Annotated in this window: 16 protein-coding genes; 12 read left to right on the top strand and 4 right to left on the bottom strand. The window is 63.5% G+C overall.

Going from position 1 to position 23,668, the window contains the following annotated elements; genetic code table 11:
• Window positions 1-42: 42 nt before the first annotated feature.
• Complete coding sequence (locus tag AC1RCO_RS21600; protein WP_011058878.1) at window positions 43-879, top strand: 23S rRNA (adenine(2030)-N(6))-methyltransferase RlmJ; 837 nt, start codon at window positions 43-45, stop codon at window positions 877-879.
• Window positions 880-941: 62 nt separating this feature from the next.
• Here AC1RCO_RS21600 and msrA read toward each other — a convergent pair whose 3' ends face one another.
• The 4 genes from msrA to aceE all read right to left on the bottom strand — a co-directional run bounded on the left by msrA (window position 942) and on the right by aceE (window position 9,275).
• On the bottom strand, window positions 942-1,589 hold the full coding sequence (msrA, locus tag AC1RCO_RS21595; RefSeq protein ID WP_011058879.1) for a peptide-methionine (S)-S-oxide reductase MsrA: 648 nt from the start codon (window positions 1,587-1,589) through the stop codon (window positions 942-944).
• Between the two features lie 74 nt (window positions 1,590-1,663).
• Window positions 1,664-4,357, bottom strand: a complete 2,694-nt coding sequence (locus tag AC1RCO_RS21590) for a sensor domain-containing phosphodiesterase (protein ID WP_011058880.1) — start codon at window positions 4,355-4,357, stop codon at window positions 1,664-1,666.
• 311 nt (window positions 4,358-4,668) lie between these two features.
• Window positions 4,669-6,618: a dihydrolipoyllysine-residue acetyltransferase gene (gene aceF / locus AC1RCO_RS21585; RefSeq protein WP_072452058.1), complete on the bottom strand. Its 1,950-nt coding sequence runs from the start codon at window positions 6,616-6,618 to the stop codon at window positions 4,669-4,671.
• 11 nt (window positions 6,619-6,629) lie between these two features.
• On the bottom strand, window positions 6,630-9,275 hold the full coding sequence (aceE, locus tag AC1RCO_RS21580) for a pyruvate dehydrogenase (acetyl-transferring), homodimeric type (RefSeq protein ID WP_011058882.1): 2,646 nt from the start codon (window positions 9,273-9,275) through the stop codon (window positions 6,630-6,632).
• A 383-nt stretch (window positions 9,276-9,658) separates the two neighbouring features.
• Here aceE and glnE point away from each other — a divergent pair, with 383 nt between their 5' ends.
• From glnE to AC1RCO_RS21525, 11 genes are all read left to right on the top strand, one after another.
• Entirely contained in the window at window positions 9,659-12,598 is a 2,940-nt protein-coding gene (glnE, locus tag AC1RCO_RS21575) for a bifunctional [glutamate--ammonia ligase]-adenylyl-L-tyrosine phosphorylase/[glutamate--ammonia-ligase] adenylyltransferase (RefSeq protein ID WP_019093029.1), read from the top strand.
• A 134-nt stretch (window positions 12,599-12,732) separates the two neighbouring features.
• Complete coding sequence (gene waaF, locus AC1RCO_RS21570; RefSeq protein WP_072452057.1) at window positions 12,733-13,767, top strand: lipopolysaccharide heptosyltransferase II; 1,035 nt, start codon at window positions 12,733-12,735, stop codon at window positions 13,765-13,767.
• Between the two features lies 1 nt (window position 13,768).
• Window positions 13,769-14,830, top strand: a complete 1,062-nt coding sequence (waaC, locus tag AC1RCO_RS21565; protein ID WP_011058885.1) for a lipopolysaccharide heptosyltransferase I — start codon at window positions 13,769-13,771, stop codon at window positions 14,828-14,830.
• Window positions 14,830-15,954, top strand: a complete 1,125-nt coding sequence (locus tag AC1RCO_RS21560; protein ID WP_011058886.1) for a glycosyltransferase family 4 protein — start codon at window positions 14,830-14,832, stop codon at window positions 15,952-15,954. The genes waaC and AC1RCO_RS21560 overlap by 1 nt, the downstream gene beginning before the upstream one ends.
• Complete coding sequence (gene rfaP / locus AC1RCO_RS21555) at window positions 15,951-16,757, top strand: lipopolysaccharide core heptose(I) kinase RfaP (RefSeq protein WP_401402563.1); 807 nt, start codon at window positions 15,951-15,953, stop codon at window positions 16,755-16,757. The genes AC1RCO_RS21560 and rfaP overlap by 4 nt, the downstream gene beginning before the upstream one ends.
• The gene (locus tag AC1RCO_RS21550) at window positions 16,757-17,491 is read left to right on the top strand and encodes a lipopolysaccharide kinase InaA family protein (RefSeq protein ID WP_065364867.1); all 735 of its coding nucleotides are present in this window, start codon (window positions 16,757-16,759) and stop codon (window positions 17,489-17,491) included. Before rfaP ends, AC1RCO_RS21550 begins: the two co-directional genes overlap by 1 nt.
• Window positions 17,488-18,240: a lipopolysaccharide kinase InaA family protein gene (locus AC1RCO_RS21545; RefSeq protein WP_258611402.1), complete on the top strand. Its 753-nt coding sequence runs from the start codon at window positions 17,488-17,490 to the stop codon at window positions 18,238-18,240. The genes AC1RCO_RS21550 and AC1RCO_RS21545 overlap by 4 nt, the downstream gene beginning before the upstream one ends.
• Window positions 18,240-19,694, top strand: coding sequence for a lipopolysaccharide kinase InaA family protein (locus AC1RCO_RS21540; RefSeq protein ID WP_492618029.1), 1,455 nt, complete (start codon window positions 18,240-18,242; stop codon window positions 19,692-19,694). Before AC1RCO_RS21545 ends, AC1RCO_RS21540 begins: the two co-directional genes overlap by 1 nt.
• A 199-nt stretch (window positions 19,695-19,893) precedes the next feature.
• Window positions 19,894-21,651, top strand: coding sequence for a carbamoyltransferase family protein (locus AC1RCO_RS21535; RefSeq protein WP_011058891.1), 1,758 nt, complete (start codon window positions 19,894-19,896; stop codon window positions 21,649-21,651).
• Complete coding sequence (locus tag AC1RCO_RS21530) at window positions 21,635-22,765, top strand: glycosyltransferase (RefSeq protein ID WP_220223605.1); 1,131 nt, start codon at window positions 21,635-21,637, stop codon at window positions 22,763-22,765. Before AC1RCO_RS21535 ends, AC1RCO_RS21530 begins: the two co-directional genes overlap by 17 nt.
• Window positions 22,765-23,661: an antimicrobial resistance protein Mig-14 gene (locus AC1RCO_RS21525; RefSeq protein WP_492618028.1), complete on the top strand. Its 897-nt coding sequence runs from the start codon at window positions 22,765-22,767 to the stop codon at window positions 23,659-23,661. Before AC1RCO_RS21530 ends, AC1RCO_RS21525 begins: the two co-directional genes overlap by 1 nt.
• The last annotated feature ends 7 nt before the right edge of the window (window positions 23,662-23,668 follow it).

The raw sequence follows: 23,668 nt of genomic DNA, 5'->3' as shown, positions 1-23,668 counted from the left end.
CCTGCGCACAGGGTAAACTTGCCCCCCTGCGCAGGAGCAACCATGAACTATCGTCACGCCTTCCACGCCGGCAATCACGCCGACGTCTTCAAACACCTGACCCTGACCCGCCTCATCGCCCTGATGTCGCGCAAGGAGCAGCCGTTCGCCTACCTCGACAGCCACGCCGGTATCGGCCTGTATGACCTCAAGGGCGACCAGGCCACGCGCACCGGCGAGTACCTGGAAGGCATCGCCCGCCTGTGGGGCGACGAGGACCTGCCGGCGCTGACCGCCGATTACATGCAGGTGCTGCACAAGATGAACCCCGATGGCGAGTTGCGTTACTACCCGGGCTCGCCGGAACTGGCTCGGCGCCTGACCCGTTCCCAGGATCGGGTGCTGCTCAACGAGAAACACCCGGAAGACGGCCTGCTGCTCAAGGACAACATGAAGGGTGACCGGCGGGTAGCGGTGCACCTGGGCGAGGGCTGGCACGTGGCCCGGGCCCTGCTGCCGGTGGCGGAAAAACGCGCGGTGATGCTCATCGACCCGCCTTTCGAGCAACTGGACGAGATGCAGCGCTGTGCGGCCTCGCTGAAGGAAGCCATTGGCCGCATGCGCCAGACCGTGGCGGCCATCTGGTACCCGGTCAAGGACCAGCGCGCCCTGCGACGCTTCTATCAGGACCTGGCCGGTACCGGTGCGCCGAAGCTGCTGCGGGTGGAGTTGCTGGTGCATCCGCTGGATACGCCCAACAGCCTCAACGGTTCGGGCCTGGCGATCGCCAACCCGCCTTGGGGCCTGGAAGAGGAGTTGCGCGAGCTGCTGCCCTGGCTGTCGAAGAAGCTCGGCCAGACCCAGGGCGGCTGGCAGATGGACTGGTTGATCGCAGAGTAAAGGGTCGCTGGCCAGCCAGCTCCTGCGGAAGGTTGCAGGAGCCGGCTGGCCGGCCCAAGGACTCAGATCGGGCAGGTCACGCCGGTGCCGCCGATCCCGCAATAGCCTTCAGGGTTCTTCGCCAGGTACTGCTGGTGGTAAGCCTCGGCGAAGTACACGGTCGGCGCTTCTTCGATTTCCGTGGTGATGGTGCCCAGGCCGGCCTTGGTCAGCTCCGCCTGGAACACGTCCCTGCTGTGCAGCGCCTGCTCCAGCTGGGTCGGATTGGTGGCGTAGATCACCGAGCGGTACTGGGTGCCGATGTCATTGCCCTGGCGCATGCCCTGGGTCGGGTTATGCAGTTCCCAGAACATCGCCAGCAATTCCTTGTAGCTGACCTTTTCCGGCTCGTACACCACCAGCACCACTTCGGTATGCCCGGTCAGGCCCGAGCAGACTTCTTCGTAGGTCGGGTTCGGGGTGAAGCCGCCGGCATAACCCACGCACGTGCTGAACACGCCTTCGCGCTGCCAGAATCGCCGTTCGGCACCCCAGAAACAGCCCAGGCCGAAGATGGCGAAATCCACATTGCCCGGAAACGGGCCCAGCAGCGGGTTGCCGTTGACGTAGTGTTCGGCAGGTAGGGCCATGGGGGTTTCACGGCCAGGCAGAGCTTGTTCTTTGGTTGGAAGCACGTTTTTGTTCACCAGAATTTCCGAGCGCAAGACCATGTTGCAGTCCTCCAGTCAGGTTGGGGAGTCAGTCAGTCGATAGACACGCAGTTTGCCCGAGTGTTACAGCGCTGTCAGGCAATTGGGCCACGAGGATAACGCTTGAGCTTGGCAATCAGCTCGGAGCCGGGAATCGGCCGGTCGAACAGGTAGCCCTGGCCCACGTCGCAGCGATGGCGGCGCAGGAAGGCCAGTTGCTCGGCGGTCTCGATGCCTTCGGCGACCACCTTGATCTTCAGGTTGTGGGCCATGGCGATCACCGCAGAGGTGATTTCCATGTCGTCCTGGTTGTCGGGGATCTCGTGGATGAAGCTGCGATCGATCTTGATGATATCGATGGGGAATTTCTTCAGGTAACTCAGGGACGAATAGCCGGTGCCGAAGTCGTCCATGGCCAGGGTCAGGCCGAGTTTTTTCAGTTGTTCCAGCTGCTGGTGGGTGTCGTCGGTGGCTTCCAGCAGCAGGCCCTCTGTCAGCTCAAGCTCCAGCAGCGAGGAGGGCAGTTGTTCTTCCTTGAGGATGCTGGCGATGGAGGCCACCAGGTCCGGGTCGGAAAACTGCTTGGGCGACAGGTTGATGGCCACGTGCAGGTTGCCCATGCCGGCGGCGGTCAGTTGCTTGCTCATGCGGCAGGCCTGGCGGGCGATCCACTTGCCGATGGGGATGATCAGGCCGGTTTCTTCCGCCACGCTGATGAACTGGTCGGGGCGGATCATGCCCTTTTCCGGATGGTTCCAGCGCAGCAGCGCCTCCATGCCCAGCAGGCGGCCGCTGCGCAGGCACAGCTTGGGCTGGTAGAACACGTCCAGCTCGTTCTGGGTCAGGGCGCGGCGCAGGTTGTTCTCGACGAACAGTTTGTAGCTGGCCTCGGCGTTCAGCGCCTCGGTGAACACCTGCACCTGGTGCTTGCCGTTGGCCTTGGCCTTGTGCAGCGCCAGGCCGGCGTTGCGCATCAGGGTCTGCGGGTCACGGCCGTGCAGCGGCGCACTGGCCAGGCCCACGGAGCCGGTGACGCTGATCAACTGGTTGTCGACGAACATCGGCTTGTCCAGGGTCATCAGCAACTGGCTGGCGATCTGTTGCCCGGTTTCCAGGTCGGTGTTGTCCAGCAGCACGGCGAATTCGTTGCTGGCGAAGCGCGCCAGGCTACCGCTGGGGCTCAGGCTGTTGCGCAGGCGCCGGGCCAGGCTGATCAGCAGTTTGTCGCCCGTCTGGTGGCCGAGGCTGTCGTTGATCCGCTTGAAATTGTCGATGTCCACCAGCAGCAGGCTGATCGGGGTATCGCTGTCTCGGGCAAAGCGTTCATCGAGGTTGCGGATGAAGGCGGGGCGGTTGCCCAGGTTGGTCAGGTTGTCGGTGTAGGCCAGGCGCTCGATGCGCTGCTGGGCGAGCTTGGTCTGGGTGATGTCTTCGTAGATGCCGATGTAGTGGGTCAGCTCGCGGTTGTCGCCATACACCTTGGAGATCGACAGCTGGCCCCAGTAAGGCTCCAGGTTCTTGCGCCGGCTCTTGAACTCGCCCTGCCAGCTGTTGCTCTTGGCCAGGCTGGACGGAGCGTCGAACAGCAGCTCGCTGAGGTTTTCCAGGGCCGGCAGTTCGGACAGGCGGTGGCCATGGACCTCTTCGGTGCTGTATTGGGTGATCGCCGTGAAGCTGGGGTTGACGTACTCCACCACGCCGTCGCAATTGACCAGCAGGAAGGCGTTGGCGCTCTGTTCCACGGCGCGCTGGAACAGGTGCAGGGCGCTGGTGGCGGCCCGCCGGTTGTGATTGTTGATGACCTGGGCGAACTGGTCTGCCAGTTCGCCGGCGAAGGCGATCTCGTCGGACTGCCAGGCCCGGGTCATGCCGGTCTGTTCCAGGCACAGTACGCCGACCACCTGGCCGTCGATGCGGATGCTGGCGTCGAGCATGGCGTTGACGTCCCGCGGGCGCAGGCTCTCGGCCATCTCCCGGGTTCGCGGGTCGCGCATGGCGTTCTGCGCGTCGATGGCGCGGCAGCTATGCAGGGCTTCCAGGTAGTCGGGAAAGCTGCTGGCGTCGATGGACTCCGGCATGCGGTATTCCTGGGGGCCGCGGTGATAGGCGGCAATCGGCACCAGTTGCTGGTCTTCCAGGTTCCAGATGCTGGCGCAGTCGATCTGGTAGATGTCGCAGGCGCTGCGGGTAATCAGTTCGGCAGCTTCCTTCAACGAATTGCCGGTGCTGTAGCGCTGGCGGGTCAGGAGCAGGATCAAATCCTGCTGCGCCCGCACCCGTTCCAGGTGCTGCAATTGCTCCTGCTGGGCCCGCTGGTTGAGTTCCAGGGCGATCTGCAGGCGGGTGTTCTGGGTTTCCAGATCCAGTGCCGGCAGCGCCGAAGCATCGCTGAACAGCCCTTCGACCACCAACAGGTAGCCGCGCAGCAGGTGCCGGTTGTGCTGTTTGTAGGCTTCGCCCAGCTCGAGGATGCTCAAGGGCCCCTGGGCGGTGTGCAGCGTATAGCGGATCAGGTAATGGGAGCTGTTGCTCAGTTGCTGCTGGATGGTGTCGTGCAACTGATAGCGGGCTTCGGGCTCCATCAGGCTGGCATAGGGCGAGCCGACCAGGGCGCAGAGTTCGACGGCGGGCAGGCCGAACTGGCGTTCGCAATTGGGATCGAGAAACAGCAGCGCCCAGCTCGCTTCATTCAGCCGTTCGAAACGCAACATGCCGAGCCGCGAGGGCACAGGCAACTGCGTCACTACCTCGGCCGCCATACGGCTGGCGGCATCGGGTTGGCTTTTCATGGGGAAACTCGCTTCGAAATTGCTGATCGCGCCGGGCTCACGCCCTCTTTACTGTTGCCTGCGGCAAGGTTGCATCATGGCGCATCGACTGACAAGTAAGATGAAGGCTAAGTGCTATAAACCTGTATCGGCAGGCAGAAGGATTTCTGCAAAGTAACTTTTTTGCTGTTTAACGTCGTGCACTGACGGGCAATTGGCGACGTTTTTCTGGCAAAAAAAGCCCCGCCAAATTGACGGGGTTGAGGTACGAGCGTGGCGCTCGGAAAGCGTGCGCTACCGGCCCGCCCATGACAGGAGGGCCGGTACGCGGGTTACAGCAGAATGGTGCGGATGTCTGCCAGCAGGTCGCTCAGGCGCTTGGTGAAGCGTGCGGCGGCCGCGCCGTTGATCACACGGTGATCGTAGGACAGGGACAGTGGCAGCATCAGTTTCGGCTGGAAGGCCTTGCCGTCCCAGACTGGCTGGATGGTGGCCTTGGAAACACCGAGGATCGCCACTTCCGGCGCGTTGACGATCGGCGTGAAACCGGTGCCGCCAATGTGCCCGAGGCTGGAGATGGTGAAGCAGGCGCCTTGCATCTCGTCCGCGGAGAGCTTCTTGGTGCGGGCTTTTTCCGCCAGGGAAGCCGCCTCGGCCGCCAGTTGCAGCAGGCTCTTCTGGTCGACGTTCTTGATCACCGGTACCAGCAGGCCATCCGGAGTGTCCACGGCGAAGCCGATGTTCACGTACTTCTTGCGGATGATCGCCTTGCCGCTTGGCGCCAGGGAGCTGTTGAAGTCCGGCAGTTCCTTGAGCAGGTGGGCACAGGACTTGAGCAGCAGCGGCAGGATGGTCAGCTTGACGCCGGCCTTCTCGGCCACGGCCTTCTGTGCAACGCGGAAAGCTTCCAGCTCGGTGATGTCGGCCGAGTCGAATTGAGTCACGTGTGGCACGTTCAGCCAGCTGCGGTGCAGGTTGGCGGCGCCGGCCTGCATCAGGCGGGTCATCGGCACTTCTTCGATTTCACCGAAGCGGCTGAAGTCCACGACCGGAATCGGCGGGATGCCCGCGCCACCGGTTGCGCCGCCAGCAGCTGGCGCTTCCTTGGCCTTCTGCATCATGGCCTTGACGTAGACCTGCACGTCTTCTTTCAGGATGCGACCGTGCGGGCCGCTGGCGCCGACAGCGCTCAGCTCGACGCCGAATTCACGGGCCAGTTGACGCACAGCCGGGCCGGCGTGAACTTTCGCGCCTGGCTTGGCAGGTGCGGCGGCCGGGGCGGCAGCAGGTGCAGCGGCAGCCGGGGCAGCAGCGGCGGCTGGAGCCGGAGCGCTTGGCGCCGCAGCCGGAGCCGGGGCAGCAGCAGGCGCTGCGCCTTTGACTTTCAGCTTGAGAATCAGATCGCCGGTGCCGACTTCGTCGTCCAGCTTGATGGAAACGCTTTCCACCACGCCAGCGGCAGGCGATGGAATTTCCATGCTCGCCTTGTCGGATTCCAGGGTAATCAGCGACTGGTCGGCTTCAACGCTGTCGCCAGCCTTGACCAGCACTTCGATGATCTTGGCCTTGCCGGCCGAACCGATGTCCGGAACGTGGATGTCCTGAACACTGTCAGCCACTGGAGCAGCCGGGGCTGCTGCAGGAGCAGGCGCAGCGGCAGCGGCCGGAGCAGCAGCCTGGGCCGGAGCGGCAGCAGGAGCCGCAGCACCCGCCACTTCCAGGTCCAGAATCAGGTCACCGGTGCCGACTTCGTCGTTGAGCTTGACGCTGATGGCCTTGACCACGCCAGCGGCAGGCGACGGGATTTCCATGCTTGCCTTGTCGGATTCCAGGGTGATCAGCGATTGATCAGCCTCGACCTTGTCGCCGACCTTGACCTGGATCTCGATGATCTGGGCCTTGCCCGACGAACCGATGTCCGGCACGTGCACTTGCTGAACCGAAGCGGCAGCAGGGGCTGCGGCTGGGGCTGGCGCTGCGGCAGGAGCAGCAGCCGGTTTGGCTTCAGCTTTTGCCGCAGGAGCAGCCGCCGGGGCCGCAGCAGCGGCGCCCTCGACTTCCAGTTCGAGCAGTTCGTCGCCTTCTTTCAGACGGTCGCCCAGCTTCACCTTGAGGCTCTTGATGACGCCGGCTTTCGGGGCCGGCACTTCCATGCTGGCCTTGTCCGATTCCAGGGTCAGGATGCTCTGGTCGGCTTCGATACGGTCGCCGACCTTCACAAACAGTTCGATTACTTCACCTTCACCGCTGCCGATGTCAGGTACGCGAATGAGTTCGCTCACAGAAAGTCTCCTCAGCAGTCCAGTGGGTTGCGTTTTTCCGGGTTGATACCGAACTTGGTGATGGCTTCAGCCACGACCTTAGGTTCGATGTCACCACGGTCAGCCAAGGCTTCCAGGGCTGCCAACACCACGAAATGACGGTCTACTTCGAAGAAGTGACGCAGTTTCTTGCGGCTGTCGCTGCGGCCGAAACCGTCGGTGCCCAGGACTTTGAACTCCTTGGATGGGACCCACTGGCGGATCTGCTCGGCGAACAGCTTCATGTAGTCGGTGGAGGCGATGACCGGACCCTTGCGGCCGTTCAGGCACTCTTCGACGTAGCTCAGCTTCGGCTTCTGGCCAGGGTGCAGGCGGTTGCTGCGTTCCACGGCCAGGCCGTCGCGGCGCAGTTCGTTGAAGCTGGTCACGCTCCAGACGTCGGCAGCGACGTTGAACTCGTCACGCAGGATCTTCGCGGCTTCGCGAACTTCGCGCAGGATGGTGCCGGAGCCCATCAGTTGCACGTGGTGCGCGGCCTCGCGGGTGTCTTCTTCCAGCAGGTACATGCCCTTGATGATGCCTTCCTCGACACCGGCCGGCATGGCTGGCTGCTGGTAGGACTCGTTCATCACGGTGATGTAGTAGAAGACGTCCTGTTGCTCTTCGGTCATCTTCTTCATGCCGTCCTGGATGATCACCGCCAGCTCGTAGCCGTAGGTCGGATCAAAGGTGCGGCAGTTCGGGATGGTCCCGGCCAGCATGTGGCTGTGACCGTCTTCGTGCTGCAGGCCTTCCCCGTTGAGGGTGGTGCGCCCGGCAGTACCGCCGATCAGGAAGCCGCGGGTACGGCTGTCGCCGGCAGCCCAGGCCAGGTCGCCGATACGCTGGAAGCCGAACATCGAATAGAAGATGTAGAACGGCAGCATTGGCTGGTTGTGGCTGGAGTACGAAGTACCGGCAGCGATGAAGGAGCTCATGGCGCCCGCTTCGTTGATGCCTTCTTCGAGGATCTGGCCCTTCTTGTCTTCGCGGTAGAACATCACCTGGTCTTTATCGACTGGCTCGTAGAGCTGGCCGACGGAGGAGTAGATGCCCAACTGGCGGAACATGCCTTCCATACCGAAGGTACGGGCTTCGTCCGGGATGATCGGCACGATGCGCTGGCCGATTTCCTTGTCCTTGACCAGCTGCGCGAGGATCCGCACGAAGGCCATGGTGGTGGAGATTTCACGGTCGCCCGAGCCGTCGAGGATGGCCTTGAGGGTATCCAGTGGCGGAGTCGGGACGCTGAAGCTCTTGGCGCGACGCTGCGGCACGAAACCGCCCAGTGCGGCACGACGCTCGCTCAGGTAGCGGGCTTCGGCGCTGCCTTCTTCTGGCTTGAAGAACGGCAGGTTCTCGATGTCGTCGTCTTTCACCGGAATGTCGAAACGGTCGCGGAACAGCTTCAGGCTGTCGACGTCGACTTTCTTGGTGTTGTGCGCGGTGTTCTTCGCTTCGCCGGCGCCGGTGCCATAACCCTTGATGGTCTTGGCCAGGATGACGGTCGGCTGCTCTTTGTGGTTGACCGCCTCGTGGTAGGCCGCATAGACCTTGTACGGGTCATGGCCGCCACGGTTGAGTTTCCAGATCTCGTCGTCGGACAGATCGGCAACCATCGCCTTGAGTTCAGGGGTGTTGAAGAAGTGCTCGCGGACGAACGCGCCGTCCTTGGCCTTGTAGTTCTGGTACTCGCCGTCGATGACTTCGTCCATGCGGCGCTGCAGGATGCCGTCGACGTCCTTGGCCAGCAGTGGGTCCCAGAAACGGCCCCAGACCACCTTGTTGACGTTCCACTGGGCGCCACGGAACACGCCTTCGAGTTCCTGGATGATCTTGCCGTTGCCGCGAACCGGGCCGTCGAGGCGCTGCAGGTTGCAGTTGATGACGAAAATCAGGTTGTCCAGCTTCTCGCGGCCGGCCAGGGAGATCGCGCCCAGGGATTCCGGCTCGTCGCACTCGCCGTCGCCCATGAAGCACCAGACTTTCTGTTTGCCGGCAGGGATGAAGCCACGGGCTTCCAGGTACTTCATGAAGCGCGCCTGGTAGATCGCCTGGATCGGGCCCAGACCCATGGAAACGGTCGGGAACTGCCAGAAGTCAGGCATCAGCCAAGGGTGCGGGTAGGACGACAGGCCATTGCCATCGACTTCCTGGCGGAAGTTGTTCATCTGGTCTTCGGTGATGCGGCCTTCCATGAACGCACGAGCGTAGACGCCTGGCGATGCGTGACCCTGGAAGTAGATCAGGTCGCCGCCGTGTTCGTCGGTCGGGGCCTGGAAGAAGTAGTTGAAGCCGATGTCATACAAGGTGGCGCTGGAGGCGAAGCTGGAGATGTGACCGCCCAGGTCAGAATCTTTCAGGTTCGTACGCATGACCATGGCCAACGCGTTCCAACGTACCAGCGAGCGAATGCGGCGTTCCATGAACAGGTCGCCAGGCATGCGTGCTTCGTGGGTGACGGGAATCGTGTTGCGGTACGGCGTGGTGATGGCGTAGGGCAGTTGCGAGCCGCTGCGGGTCGCGAGTTCGCCCATACGGGTCATCAGATAGTGAGCACGGTCTTCGCCTTCTTTGTCGAGAACCGATTCCAGGGCGTCCAGCCATTCCTGGGTTTCGACGGGATCGAGGTCTTGCATGGCTTGCTCCAGGGCGGAAAGGCTTCCAGAATCGGTTGCCTGAGTTTGCGACTGGCCTTTTGGGCAGACGATTATAAATTCTTGGATTGCCGGAGGTTGATCCAGCGGCGTGTAGTTTTACTACAAATCGTCGGCCATTTCAGCCCTTCGAATGTATATACGAGTAGTAAAACTACAGAAGAGCGGCTTGTGGCCTCCTGCTGCGTTGTGAGAATAATCGTTACTGTTGGTCGATGACTAACGGGAATAGGTAATAAATTAATGCTGGCTGCTAAAAAAAACCTATTTTCAGCTATTTCTAACTTTTGTTCGACAGTCCATCAGGCGACCTGCCCGCGACATCCGTCCCCGCCCGCATTTTCCACGCCGATCAAGGATAGCCCATGAGCCTGCCCGCGCTTGCCCCCGTCCCCGCGATTCTCTTGCCATTGGTCAGCCGCGCAGAGCAGTCGTTGCGTGGCGCCGTCGCGGCCCTGGAAGGCGATCCCGGGTTGGCCGACTGGAGCGCCGAACGCTGGGCAGAGTTCGCCCGGGTGGGCGCCGCCAGCGACTTTGTCATTGAACAGAGCCTGCGTGACCCTTTGATGTTGCTGGAGCTGGTGCGCAGCGGCGAGCTGGACCGCCCATTCGCGCCTGGGGAGTTGTGCGCGCAAATCGCCGCCGCGGTGCAGGCGGCCGAGAGCGAGGATCAATTGGGGCGCGTGCTGCGGCGCCAGCGCACCCGCCAGCAGGTGCGGATCATCTGGCGCGACCTGACCCGCCAGGCGGATCTGGTGCAGACCTGCCGCGACCTTTCCGATCTGGCCGACGCCTGCATCGACCAGGCCTATCAATGGTTGTATCTGCGTCACACCCAGCAGTTCGGCGTGCCCACCGGCGGGCGTAGCGGCGAGCCGCAGCAGATGGTGATCCTCGGCATGGGCAAGCTGGGGGCGGTGGAACTCAACCTGTCGTCGGACATCGACCTGATCTTCGCCTACCCCGAAGGCGGCGAGACCGTCGGCGTCAAGCGGCCCCTGGATAATCAGGAGTTCTTCATTCGCCTCGGGCAGCGCCTGATCAAGGCCCTGGACCCGATGACCGTCGACGGGTTCGTGTTCCGCGTCGACATGCGCCTGCGGCCCTATGGTTCTGCCGGTGCCCTGGTGTTGAGCTTCAATGCGCTGGAGCAGTACTACCAGGATCAGGGGCGCGACTGGGAACGCTACGCCATGATCAAGGCCCGGGTGGTGGCAGGGGATCAGGCCGCCGGTGCGCAGTTGCTGGACATGCTGCGGCCTTTCGTCTATCGCCGTTACCTGGACTTTTCCGCCATCGAGGCGCTGCGCACCATGAAGCAGCTGATCCAGCAGGAAGTCCGGCGCAAGGGCATGGCCGACAATATCAAGCTGGGCTCGGGGGGGATCCGCGAGGTCGAGTTCATCGCCCAGGCTTTCCAGCTGATCCATGGCGGACGCGACCTGAGCCTGCAGCAGCGTCCTCTATTAAAGGTGCTGGGCACTCTGGAAGGGCAGGGCTACCTGCCGCCTGCCGTGATCAGCGAGCTGCGCGAAGGCTATGAGTTCCTGCGCTATACCGAGCACGCGATCCAGGCCATCGCCGATCGCCAGACGCAGATGCTTCCGGACAATCCCCAGGATCAGGCGCGGATCGCCTTCATGCTGGGCTTTGCCGACTGGAACGCCTTCCACGAACAGTTGATGCACTGGCGCGGCCGGGTAGATTGGCACTTCCGTCAGGTCATCGCCGACCCGGATGAGGATGAAGGCGCCGAAAGCGAAGTGGTGGTGGGTGGCGAATGGCTGCCGTTGTGGGAGGAAGCCCAGGACGAGGAGGCCGCCTGCCGCCAGTTGCAGGAGGGCGGCTTCGTCGATGCGCCCAAGGCCCTGCGTGCCCTGGCCGGTCTGCGGGGCAGCCCGCAGCTACGTGCCATGCAGCGCCTGGGGCGCGAACGTCTGGATGCCTTTATTCCGCGGTTGCTGGCCCAGGCGGTGGAGCACGCCAATCCGGACCTGGTGCTGGAGCGAGTGCTGCCGCTGGTGGAAGCCGTGGCGCGGCGCTCGGCCTATCTGGTGCTGCTCACCGAGAACCCGGGGGCTCTACGTCGTCTGCTGACCTTGTGCGCCGCCAGCCCGTGGATCGCCGAGCAGATCACCCGCTTCCCCCTGCTGCTGGATGAACTGCTCAACGAGGGGCGCCTGTTCAAGCCGCCCCTGGCGCCGGAACTGGCTGCCGAGTTGCGCGAGCGCCTGACGCGCATTCCCGAGGATGACCTGGAGCAGCAGATGGAAGCCCTGCGTCACTTCAAACTGGCCCACCGCCTGCGAGTGGCCGCCTCGGAGATCGCCGGCAGCCTGCCTTTAATGAAAGTCAGCGATTACCTGACCTGGCTCGCCGAAGCGATCCTGGAGCAGGTGCTGGCCCTGGCCTGGCGCCAGACGGTGTCCAAGCACGGTGCACCGCTGCGTACCGACGGCACCTTGTGCGACCCGGGCTTCATCATTGTCGGTTACGGCAAGGTCGGCGGCATCGAGCTGGGCCACGGTTCCGACCTGGACCTGGTGTTCATCCATGATGGCGACCCCCAGGCGGAAACCGACGGACCCAAACCCATAGACGGTGCGCAGTTCTTCACCCGGCTGGGGCAGCGCATCATTCACCTGCTGACCACCCAGACCAACTCCGGCCAGCTCTATGAAGTGGATATGCGCCTGCGGCCTTCCGGCGCTTCGGGGTTGCTGGTGAGTTCCCTGGGGGCCTTTGCCCGCTATCAGGAAAACGAGGCCTGGACCTGGGAGCACCAGGCGCTGGTGCGGGCGCGGGTGCTGGTGGGTAGCCAGGATGTGGGCCAGGCCTTTGAAAAGGTCAGGGCCGCGGTGCTGGGGAAAAAACGCGACCTGCCCAAGCTGCGCCAGGAAGTCAGCGAGATGCGGGCCAAGATGCGCGACAACCTGGGCAGCCGCCTGACCGCCGCCGGAACCGCAGCCAATGCCTTCGAAGCCACGGCGCCGTTCGACCTCAAGCAGGACGCCGGAGGTATCGTCGATATCGAATTTATGGTGCAATACGCGGCCCTGGCGTGGTCCGAAGAGCACCCGTCACTGCTGCGCTATACCGATAACATCCGCATCCTGGAAGGTCTGGAGCAAGTCGGGCTGATGCCCGCGAGCGATGCCAGCCTGCTGCGCGAGGTCTACAAGGCCTACCGTTCCGCGGCTCACCGGCAGGCGTTGCAGAATGAGGCCGGAATCATTACCGGTGATCAATTTGTGACCGAACGACGGGAAGTGTTACGAATTTGGCGCGAGCTGGGGCTAAGCTAAGCGGCCTGAGAAGGCCAACCATGTATTCGGCGGGCCTTGCCGGCTCGCCCAAACTGAACCGGCGGTGAAGGCCGCGGTGCTGGATTCTCGAGGCGGGGAGGCGTATGCCTCCCCGGTTCGTTTATGGAAACCACATGAATATTCTGATCGTTGGGCCCAGTTGGGTCGGTGACATGGTGATGGCGCAGACACTCTTCGAGTGCCTGAAACAGCGTCATCCACAATGCGAGATCGACGTGCTGGCCCCCGAGTGGAGCCGGCCGATCCTCGAACGCATGCCCCAGGTGCGTCGGGCCCTGAGCTTTCCCCTGGGCCATGGCGCCCTGGAACTGGCGACCCGCCGGCGGATCGGCAAGTCCCTGGCTGGCCAGTACGATCAGGCGATCCTGCTGCCCAACTCGCTGAAGTCGGCGCTGGTGCCGTTTTTTGCCGGCATTCCCAAGCGCACCGGCTGGCGCGGCGAGTTCCGCTACGGCCTGCTCAATGACGTGCGCAAGCTCGACAAGGAGCGCTACCCGCTGATGATCGAGCGTTTCATGGCCCTGGCCTATGAGCCGGGGGCCGAGCTGCCCAAGCCTTATCCGCGCCCGAGCCTGCAGATCGATCCGCAAAGCCGGGAAGCGGCCCTGGCCAAGTTCGGCCTGAGCCTGGACCGCCCGGTGCTGGCACTGTGCCCGGGGGCGGAGTTCGGCGAAGCCAAGCGCTGGCCGTCCGAGCACTACGCCCAGGTCGCCGAGGCGAAGATCCGCGAAGGCTGGCAGGTCTGGCTGTTCGGCTCGAAGAATGACCATGCTGTGGGCGAAGAGATTCGCGGGCGGCTGATTCCCGGCCTGCGCGAGGAATCGAGCAACCTCAGCGGCGAAACGTCCCTGGCCGAGGCCATCGACCTGCTGTCCTGCGCCGATTCGGTGGTGTCCAACGATTCCGGCTTGATGCACGTGGCTGCGGCGCTCAATCGCCCGCTGGTGGCGGTGTACGGCTCCACTTCGCCGGGCTTCACCCCGCCCCTGGCAGATCGGGTCGAGGTAGTACGGCTGGGGATCGAATGCAGCCCGTGCTTTGACCGCACCTGCCGCTTCGGCCATTACAACTGCCTGCGCCAGTTGTTGCCGCAGCCGGTGAATGAAGCCTTGCAGCGCTTGCAGGGCTCTCCGGTCGAGGTTCAATAAGTTGCGGGTACTGTTGATCAAGACCTCGTCCCTGGGGGATGTGATTCACGCATTGCCGGCGCTGACCGATGCCGCGCGAGCCATCCCCGGGATCAAGTTCGACTGGGTGGTGGAAGAAGGCTTTGCCGAAATTCCCACCTGGCATCCGGCGGTCGGCAAGGTGATACCGGTGGCGATCCGTCGCTGGCGCAAGAACATCTGGCAGACCATCAAGAGTGGCGAGTGGCGACGCTTCAAGCAGAGCGTGCGCTCGACCAAGTACGACCTGGTGATCGATGCCCAGGGCCTGCTCAAGAGTGCCTGGCTGACCCGTTACGTGCGTGCCCCGGTGGCTGGGCTGGACAAGAACTCGGCCCGCGAGCCTCTGGCTTCACGCTTCTATTCCCGGCGCCTGGCGGTGGCCCGTGGGCAGCACGCGGTGGAGCGCGTGCGCCAGCTGTTCGCCGTGGCCCTGGGCTACGACCTGCCCCAGGGCCTGGGCGACTATGGCCTGAACGTCGAAAAACTCGTGGAGTTGCCGCGCAAGAAGCCCTTCGTGCTGTTCCTGCATGGCACCACCTGGGACACCAAGCACTGGCCCGAGGCCTACTGGCGCGAGCTGACCGAACGCATGGGCATGCTCGGCGTCGAGGTCAAGTTGCCCTGGGGCAACCCCGCGGAAAAGGCTCGCGCCGAACGCATCGCCAGCGGCCTGAAAAACGCCACGGTGCTGCCGAAGCTGAACCTGGCCGGGGTCGCCAAGGTGCTGGCCGATGCCCAGGCCTGCGTGGCCGTGGACACCGGGCTGGGCCACCTCGCCGCGGCACTGGATGTACCGACCATCTCACTGTTCGGGCCGACCAACCCGGGGCTGACCGGCGCCTATGGCCGGGTGCAGATCCACCTGGGCAGCAACTTCCCGTGCGCGCCGTGCCTGCAGAAGAAATGCACCTATCAGCCCACCGCTGTGGACCAGCAGCGTTATGACCTCAAACGCGAGTGGCCGCTGTGCTTCACTCGCCTGAATCCCGAGCGTGTCGCCAGCCGACTGAGCACCCTGTTACTGGCTGAGGAGCCGCGCTGATGCAATTGGCTTTTGTCCTTTATAAGTATTTCCCCTTCGGCGGCCTGCAGCGCGATTTCATGCGCATCGCCCTGGAGTGCCAGCGGCGTGGGCATCAGATCCGTGTCTACACCCTGATCTGGGAAGGCGATGTCCCTCCCGGTTTCGAAGTGCTGGTGGCGCCGGTCAAGGCGCTGTTCAACCATCGTCGCAATGAAAAGCTCAGCGCCTGGATGGAGGCCGACCTGGCCAAGCGCCCGGTGGACCGGCTGGTGGGTTTCAACAAGATGCCGGGGCTGGACGTGTACTACGCCGCCGATGGCTGTTTCGAGGACAAGGCACAGAACCTGCGGCACTCCCTGTACCGGCGCTGGGGCCGTTACCGGCACTTTGCCGAGTACGAGCGCGCGGTGTTCGCCAAGGACGCCAAGACCGAGATCCTGATGATCTCCGAGGTCCAGCAGCCGCTGTTCATCAAGCACTACGACACCCCGCTGGAGCGCTTCCACCTGCTGCCGCCGGGGATCGCCCAGGACCGCCGGGCACCGGCCAACGCCGCCGAGATCCGGGCGGATTTTCGTCGCGAATTCAAGCTCAAGGATGACGACCTGCTGCTGGTGCAGATCGGTTCCGGGTTCAAGACCAAGGGTGTGGACCGCAGCCTCAAGGCCCTGGCGGCATTGCCCTCGGCGCTGAAAAAACGCACCCGGCTGTTTGTAATCGGCCAGGACGACCCCAAGGTATTCCAGGTGCAAAGTGCTGCGCTGGGGTTGAGCGACCAGGTGCAGTTCATGAAGGGCCGCAGCGATATCCCGCGGTTCCTGCTGGGCGCCGACCTGCTGATTCACCCGGCCTACAACGAAAACACCGGCACCGTATTGCTGGAGGCCCTGGTGGCCGGCCTGCCGGTGCTGGTCAGCGCGGTCTGCGGTTATGCCCATTACATTGCCGAGGCCCAGAGCGGCCTGGTGCTGGATGAGCCGCTGGAACAGGCGCAGCTCAATCAATACCTCACCACCATGTTGACCGACGACGCTGCACGCGCGACCTGGAGCCGAAATGGCCTGGCGTTCGCCGAGACGGCCGACCTTTACAGCATGCCGCAGCACGCTGCGGATGTGATTCTGGCGGAGCAACACCGATGAAGTTGATGCTTGCCGAACCCTTCAAGAGCCTCTGGGCCGGACGCGATGCGTTCGACGCTGTCGAGGGCCTGAAGGGCCAGGTCTACCGTGAGCTGGAAGCGCGCCGTACCTTGCGTACGGAAGTCGACGGCCGCGGTTATTTCGTGAAGATCCATCGTGGGATCGGCTGGGGCGAGATCGTCAAGAACCTGGTCACCGCCAAACTGCCGGTGCTCGGCGCCGGCCAGGAATGGCGCGCCCTGGAGCGCCTGCATCAGGTGGGCGTGCCCACCATGACCGCCGTGGCCTACGGCGAGCGTGGGGCCAATCCGGCAGACCAGCATTCGTTCATCGTCACCGAGGAACTGGCGCCGACCGTCAGCCTCGAAGATTTCAGCATCGACTGGGTCAAGCAGCCGCCGGCGCCTGCGCTCAAGCGCGCGCTGATCGCCGAAGTAGCGCGCATGACCGGCATGATGCATCGCGCCGGGGTCAACCACCGCGACTGCTATATCTGCCACTTCCTGCTGCACACCGATCGGCCTGTCACTCCCGAAGGGCTCAAGCTCTCGGTGATCGACCTGCACCGGGCCCAGACCCGGCCGAAGATCACTCAGCGCTGGCGCAACAAGGATCTGGCGGCGCTGTATTTCTCGGCCTTGGATATCGGCCTGACGCGCCGCGACAAGCTGCGCTTTCTCAAGGGCTACTTCCAGCAGCCGTTGCGGCAGATTCTGGCCGAGGAGCGCGCGCTGCTGGCCTGGCTCGAAGGCAAGGCGGAAAAGCTCTACGCCCGCAAGCAACGGTACGGAGATGCACTCTGATGGCGAGCTGGAACCTGGACCCGGCCTATCAGGCGTTGGCGGAGGATTTCGGCAGTCTGGAAGCGGTGTTTGCCCTGCAGGGCGAGCACCTGACCCGGGATCCGTTGTCCGAAGTCATCCGCGTCGAGCGTGGTGGCGTCAACTATTACGTCAAGCGCTATACCGGCGCCGGCAAGAATCTGCGGCGCTACCTGGGCAAGCCCCGGGTCAAGTTCGAGTGGCAGAACCTCAAGCGCTTCGCCAAATGGGGCATTCCCACCGCCGATGTGGTGGCCTGGGGCCTGGAGCGTCGCTGCCTGGCCTATTCCCGGGGTGCGATGATCACCAGGGAGCTACCACGTACCGAGGATCTCTCGGTGCTGGCCGAAAGCAACGACCCGCGTCTGAAGGACCGTCGTTGGGTGGATGGCGTCAGCCGTCAGTTGGCCGCTTACACCCGGGTCATGCATGACCACCGCTTTACCCACAATGATTTGAAGTGGCGCAACCTGCTGGTCGACGACCAGGACCGGTTGTACCTGATCGACTGCCCGAACGGTGATTTCTGGCGTGGCTTCTGGCTCAAGTACCGGATCACCAAGGACCTGGCCTGTCTGGATAAGGTGGCCAAATACCATCTGTCGGCCACCCAGCGTCTGCGTTTCTACCTGCAATACCGTCAGCGTGATCACTTGAGTGCCGCCGACAAGGAGCGTATTCGCCACGTGGTGAGATTTTTCGAGGGGCGTGAATGACTGATTTTCTGGCGTCCGAGGAGCGTGCGCTGCTGGAGCGCAATGGCCTCGGCACTTTCGACCAGCTGTGGGCCACCCAATTGGAAGCGGTGGACGAACCCAATACCGGTCGTGGCGGCAGCAGCAGTGTGTTTCGCCTGGATGTGGAAGGGCAGGGGTTCTACCTCAAGCGCCAGACCAACTACCTGACCCGGACCCTGCACCGGCCCTTTGGCGAGCCGAGTTTCGCCCGTGAATTTCGCAATATCCGCCGCTACCAGCAGTTGGGCATTCCGGCCTTGCAAGCGGTGTTCTTCGGTATGCGCAAGGTCGATGGCGAGTCCCGGGCGATCCTGGTGACCCGGGCCCTGGATGGCTGGGATGACCTGGATGCGCTGCTGTTGCAGTGGGACCGGCTCAGCGAGCATCAGCGGCAGGCGGTGCTCCAGGCTTGCGGGCAACTGGCCCGGCAGCTGCACGGCTTGCGCCAGGTGCATGGCTGCTTCTATCCCAAGCATATTTTCCTGCGGGCCGAGGGCGATGGGTATCAGGCGCAGTTGATCGACCTGGAAAAGACCCGGCCCCTGCTGTTTGGCCAGCGTGATCGGGTCAAGGATCTGGAGCCCTTGCTGCGCCGGGCTGCGGTGTGGAGCGGTGATGAGGTGCGCAGCCTGCTGGCGGCCTATGTGGGCCAGCCTCGGGACAGCTCCCTGGTGGATGCCTGGGTGGCGCGGCTCAGTGCTCGGCGCAGCCACAAGGGGGCACGCTGATGCGTCTGTCCGAACTGAAGAACAGCGGGCGCAGCCCGACGCTGCCCTTGAGCCTGGAATTGGCGGACGCCGCCGGCCCGGCACAGTTGCAGTTGCTGAGCCTGCTGCGGGTGCTGCCGGGGCAGCGTTACGTGGGGGCCGGGGTCTGGCGCGGGCGTCCGGTGCTGGCCAAGCTGCTGGTGGGCTCCAAGGCCGCTCGGCATTTCCAGCGAGAATTGCAGGGTGTGCGCCTGCTTGCAGAACAAGGGCTGACGACGCCCTTGCTGCTGGCGGACGGTTTGCAGGAAGGCGAGGGCGGCTGGCTGCTGTTCGAGTTACTGCAGGGCGCACAAAGCCTGGGCGACGCCTGGAAGCAGGTGGAAGCTCTGCCAGTGCTGGCCGACGAGCAGGCTGAGGTACTGGCCGAGGCCCTCGGGGCTATCGGCCAGTTGCACGCCAAGGGCCTGTGGCAATCGGACCTGCACCTGGACAATCTGCTGCGCCACGATAACCGGCTGTATTTGATCGATGGGGCGGGGATCTGTGTCGAAGAGGCGGGCAAGCCCCTGTCCCGGCAGAAGGTCCTGGAGAACCTCGGGGTATTCTTCGCCCAGTTGCCCAAGAGCCTGGAACCGTTCACCGAAGAGTTGCTGGTGCACTACCTGTTGAGCAACGCCGAGCATGCCTTGCCCCTGGAAGCCCTGCAGAAGCAGGTGAACAAGGTCCGGGGCTGGCGCCTGCGGGACTTTCTCAACAAGGTCGGCCGCGAGTGCACGCTGTTCAGCGTGCAGCGCGGCCCGTTCGCCTTGCGCGCGATCCGCCGTGAGGAAGAGGCGGCGATGCTGCCGGTGCTGGAGCACGCCGACGCCCTGCTGGATCAGGGCCATCTGTACAAGACCGGTGGCGCGGCCAGTGTTGGGCGGGTCGAGGTTGCGGGCCGGCCGCTGGTGATCAAGCGCTACAACATCAAGGGCTTTGCTCACTGGCTCAAGCGCTTCTGGCGCCCGAGCCGGGCCTGGCATTCCTGGCGCGAAGGCAATCGCCTGGCGTTCCTGGGCATTGCCACGCCCAAGCCTCTGGCCTTGCTGGAGCGGCGTTTCCTGTGGCTGCGGCGCAGCGCCTACCTGGTGACCGAGCATCTGCCAGGGCCGGACATCATCGAGCGCTTTGCACCCTTCGTGGACAGCGGGCAAGCCCCGGAGCCTGAATTGCTGGCGCTGGACCAGCTGTTTGCCGAGCTGATCAAGGAGCGCATCAGCCATGGCGACTTCAAGGGCCACAACCTGTTCTGGCAAGAGGGTCGCTGGGCGCTGATAGACCTCGACTCCATGTGCCAGCACTCCAGCCTGAGCAGCTTTGCCCCGGCTTATGCCCGTGATCGCGCGCGATTCATGCGCAATTGGCCGCAAGACAGCAATTTGTATCAAGTGATTGACCAGCGCCTGCCCAAGACGGCCCAGGGCACCGAGGCCTGACCTGCGACCCATGGCCGCTGCCTGCGCCGCGGCCACGGCGCGCGGCGGGTGTCAACCCGGGCTTGGCGCTCGCCGCTAGAGGCTTGCACCTGCTTTTACGTTATAATCCCGCCCTTTCGTTGTTTCTCGCCCCTTGCGAGCACACTTCATTTTCAAGGCGCATCGCGCCCGCATGCAGACTAAACGAGGCTAGACCCCTGTGGCATTGACGATTCTTGGCCTGTCCGGCGCCCTTAGCCATGATCCTTCAGCGGCCCTGTATATCGACGGCAAGCTGATTGCCGCCGCTGAAGAAGAGCGTTTCGTGCGCGACAAACATGCAAAGAACCGCATGCCCTACGAGTCGGCGAAATTCTGCCTGGAGCAGGCCGGGATCAAGCCTTCCGACGTTGACGTAGTCGCGATTCCGTTTGCCCCGATCAGCCTGTTCGGCAAGGCTCGCTGGCACTACGCCAAGCGCTACTGGTACGCCCCGGACCGCGCCCTGGACGCGATCCTGATGGGTAACCGTCGCTACAAGCGCTACCGCAATAAGATCGTCTGGTGCCTGGAGCAGCTGGGCTTCGACCCGAAAAAGGTCAAGATCGAGCCGGTGGAACACCACCTGGCCCACGCCTCCAGTGCCTACCACTGCTCGGGCTTTACGGAGAAGACCGCGATCCTCGGGATCGACGGCAAGGGTGAGTACGCCACCACCTTCTTCGGCTACGGCGAAAACGGCAAGATCCACAAGATCAAGGAATTCTTCGACCCGGACTCCCTGGGCGGCCTCTATGGCGCGATCACCGAGTTCCTCGGCTTCGAGATGCTCGACGGCGAGTTCAAGGTCATGGGCATGGCGCCGTACGGCGATGCCAGCAAATACGATTTCTCGCGCCTGGCCAGTTTTGAAAACGGCGAGCTGGTGATCAACACCGATTACGCCAACGTCATCGGCCTGCGTCGCTACAAAGAGAAGGGCAAGGGTTTCTACTTCTCGCCAAAACTCATCGAGTGGCTGGGTCCCAAGCGCGAAGGCGACATCGCCGACGAGCCGTACATCCACTACGCGGCGAGCATGCAGGCGCTGTTCGAGAAGCTGGCCCTGCAGATGATCGACCATTACCTGGGCGACATCCTCAAGGAAACCGGCAAGCTGGCCTTCGCCGGCGGCTGTGCGCTGAACGTCAAGCTGAACCAGAAGATCATTGCCCGTCCCGAGGTCAAGGAGCTGTTCGTGCAGCCGGCTTCCGGCGACGCCGGTACCGCCGTTGGTGCGGCGGCTTACGTTTCCCATGCCCGTGGGGTGCCGGTAGAGAAGATGGAGCATGTCTATCTCGGCCCGTCCTACAGCAACGAAGACGTGATCGCGGCCTGTGCCCGCCACCCGAACAAGCCAGCCTGGCGGCAGATCGACAACACCCCGGAGCGTATCGCCAAGATCATGGTGGATGGCAACCCGGTGGCCTGGTTCCAGGGCCGCATGGAGTTCGGTCCGCGTGCCCTGGGCGGCCGTTCGATCATCGGTTGCCCGAGCGCCACTGGCGTGGCCGACCGGATCAACGAACAGATCAAGTTCCGCGAGCGCTGGAGGCCTTTCTGCCCGTCGATGCTCGACACCGTCGGCCCGCAGATGATCAAGGTCGATCACCCGGCGCCGTTCATGACCTTCACCTTCGAAGTGGCTGAAGAGTGGAAGACCCGGGTGCCGGAAGTGGTCCACGAGGACGGCACGTCCCGGGCTCAGGTGCTCAAGCGCGAATACAACCCGCGCTACTACGACATGATGAAGGCCCTGGAAGTACTGACCGGCAACGGCGTGTCGCTGAACACCTCGTTGAACCGCCGTGGCGAACCGATGATCTGTTCGCCCACCGATGCCCTGAACATGTTCTACGGGTCCGACCTGCAGTACCTGATCATGGAAGACATTCTGGTGGTCAAAGACGGCGTGGACCCTTATGACACGCTCGGCTGAACGCCATGTGCTGCAGTTCTGCCACGGCTATGACGGGCCGTTCCTGGACTGTGCCCGGCAATACGCCAACCTGTTCGCGGGCAGCGGCTATCGAGTGACCACGGTGTTTCTCACCGGGGCCGCCGATGCCGATGTCGCCGCGGGCTGCGCGTCTGATGAAGTGCTGTTCATGGAATACAGCTCCAAGGCCATCCGCGGCCTGAAGCTGGGCGCCATCCGCGACCTGCGCAAGATCGCCGCGTCACGCAATTTCAGCTTCTGCATCGCTCACCGCTTCAAGCCGATCTATATCGCCTTGCTGGGTACCGGCTTGCCGGTGATCGGTGTCCATCATGCGTTTTCCGATTACAAGCGCGGCAGCCGCAAGCTCTTCGCCCAACTGTTCCGTAAGCGCCTGAGCCTGCTCGGGGTGTCCGATGCGGTGCGTGACGACATGCGTGCCTGCCTGCCGAAATGGCCGGCGCAGCGCATTCAGACCCTGTACAACCGTATCGACCTTGAGGCACTGCAGGCCGAGCAACTGAGCGCTGCCCAGGCGCGCAGCGAGCTGGGCCTGTCCGCCGATGCCTGGATTGTCGGCAACGTCGGGCGCCTGCATCCGGACAAGGACCAGGCCACCTTGCTGCGTGGCTTTGCCGCGTCTTTGCCGCAATTGCCGCCGCACAGCCAACTGGCGATTCTCGGAACCGGGCGTCTGGAAAAAGACCTGAAGTCCCTGGCCCGCGAGCTGGGGATTGCCGATCGCGTGCTGTTCCTCGGGCAGGTGCCTCAGGCCCGACGCTATTTCCGCGCCTTCGATGTGTTTGCCTTGAGCTCCGACCACGAGCCTTTTGGCATGGTCCTGTTGGAGGCCATGGCCGCCGGCGTGCCGCTGCTGGCCACCGCCTGTGGCGGTGCCCGGGAAGTGGTCGAGGGAGTGGGCATCCTGTTCCCCCTGGGCGACGTTGAACATATGGCCCAGGGGCTTCAGCATCTGGCCGCGATGGACGATCACCAGCGCCGGGTCTGTGCCGAGCTGATGCTCGATCGCCTGCGCGAGCGCTTCTCCGACCGTGCTGTACGCGACGTATTCTGGCGTTTGCCGCAAGTCACCGATCTGACCGCGAGGGGCTGATGCTCAATCGATTTCAAGGCTGGCGCGAACGTGGCTGGTCAGTCATTGACGCATCGACCTACGCCGATGCCTGGCAGCGGTTCGGTGGCAGTGTGGCAACCCATCCCCTGGTGGTGGAGCAGTTGGCGGACCTGGTGCAGATCCCGGTGCGCTACCTGGCCTGGGAGCGCAACGGCCAATTGCAGGCGGCCATTGCCACCTGGGGGCGCGACCTGGCGCTGTCCAAGGACGTGCTCAAGCGGGCCGGCAAGAAGGGCCTGTTCGATATCGGCAATGCCGAGCTGATCCTGCCCGCCGCTGCCGATGCTCAGGCGGTGTTGCGCCATCGTGGGCGTTACCTGTCCGCATTGAACGAGGGGCGCCTGACCGGCCTCAAGCCCCAGGCTGAACAGCTGGCCATGGCCAGGACGCCGGAAGAGCTGTCGAAGAAGTTTCGTTACAACCAGCGTCGTGAGCTGCGCCTGCTGGAAGAGGCGGGCGGGGTTGTACGCCCGGTCAGTGATTTCAGCAGCCCCGAGCTGGCGGCGATCTACTGCGACCTGTTCCAGCGCCGCTGGGGCTTTGCCGCCACCGGTGCCGAGCGTATGGCCGAGGTGCTGGAGCGCCTGCGCGAGCTGCTGATCGGTTCGGTGATCTTCCTCAACGACGCGCCGATTGCCGTGCAACTGATCTACCGGGTCGAAGCGCCGGAGTGGATCAGCGTCGAGTACGTGAACGGTGGGGTAGACCCGGAGACTCGTGAGTTCAGCCCTGGCAGCGTGCTGAGTTTTCTCAACACCCAGAGTGCCTGGGAACAGGCCCGTGCCCTGAACAAGCCACTGCGTTTCTCCTTCGGTCGTGCCGACCGTGAATACAAGGACCGTTGGTGCAATCCTGTGCCGGTTTTCCAGGTGTGAGTCAGCC

Source organism: Pseudomonas sp. GW823-FHT03E05, assembly GCF_058796855.1.
The sequence above is the reverse complement of the archived record's forward strand: the minus strand, read 5'-3'. Positions and strand labels throughout refer to the sequence as shown.

Excerpts from the sequence above, each read along its gene's own strand:
- aceE (WP_011058882.1), bottom strand. The coding sequence starts at position 9,275 with ATGCAAGACCTCGATCCCGTCGAAACCCAGGAATGGCTGGACGCCCTG.
- AC1RCO_RS21600 (WP_011058878.1), top strand. The coding sequence starts at position 43 with ATGAACTATCGTCACGCCTTCCACGCCGGCAATCACGCCGACGTCTTC.
- AC1RCO_RS21540 (WP_492618029.1), top strand. The coding sequence starts at position 18,240 with ATGCGTCTGTCCGAACTGAAGAACAGCGGGCGCAGCCCGACGCTGCCC.
- AC1RCO_RS21545 (WP_258611402.1), top strand. The coding sequence starts at position 17,488 with ATGACTGATTTTCTGGCGTCCGAGGAGCGTGCGCTGCTGGAGCGCAAT.
- glnE (WP_019093029.1), top strand. The coding sequence starts at position 9,659 with ATGAGCCTGCCCGCGCTTGCCCCCGTCCCCGCGATTCTCTTGCCATTG.
- AC1RCO_RS21560 (WP_011058886.1), top strand. The coding sequence starts at position 14,830 with ATGCAATTGGCTTTTGTCCTTTATAAGTATTTCCCCTTCGGCGGCCTG.
- AC1RCO_RS21525 (WP_492618028.1), top strand. The coding sequence starts at position 22,765 with ATGCTCAATCGATTTCAAGGCTGGCGCGAACGTGGCTGGTCAGTCATT.
- AC1RCO_RS21590 (WP_011058880.1), bottom strand. The coding sequence starts at position 4,357 with ATGAAAAGCCAACCCGATGCCGCCAGCCGTATGGCGGCCGAGGTAGTG.
- rfaP (WP_401402563.1), top strand. The coding sequence starts at position 15,951 with ATGAAGTTGATGCTTGCCGAACCCTTCAAGAGCCTCTGGGCCGGACGC.
- AC1RCO_RS21550 (WP_065364867.1), top strand. The coding sequence starts at position 16,757 with ATGGCGAGCTGGAACCTGGACCCGGCCTATCAGGCGTTGGCGGAGGAT.
- msrA (WP_011058879.1), bottom strand. The coding sequence starts at position 1,589 with ATGGTCTTGCGCTCGGAAATTCTGGTGAACAAAAACGTGCTTCCAACC.
- AC1RCO_RS21530 (WP_220223605.1), top strand. The coding sequence starts at position 21,635 with ATGACACGCTCGGCTGAACGCCATGTGCTGCAGTTCTGCCACGGCTAT.
- waaF (WP_072452057.1), top strand. The coding sequence starts at position 12,733 with ATGAATATTCTGATCGTTGGGCCCAGTTGGGTCGGTGACATGGTGATG.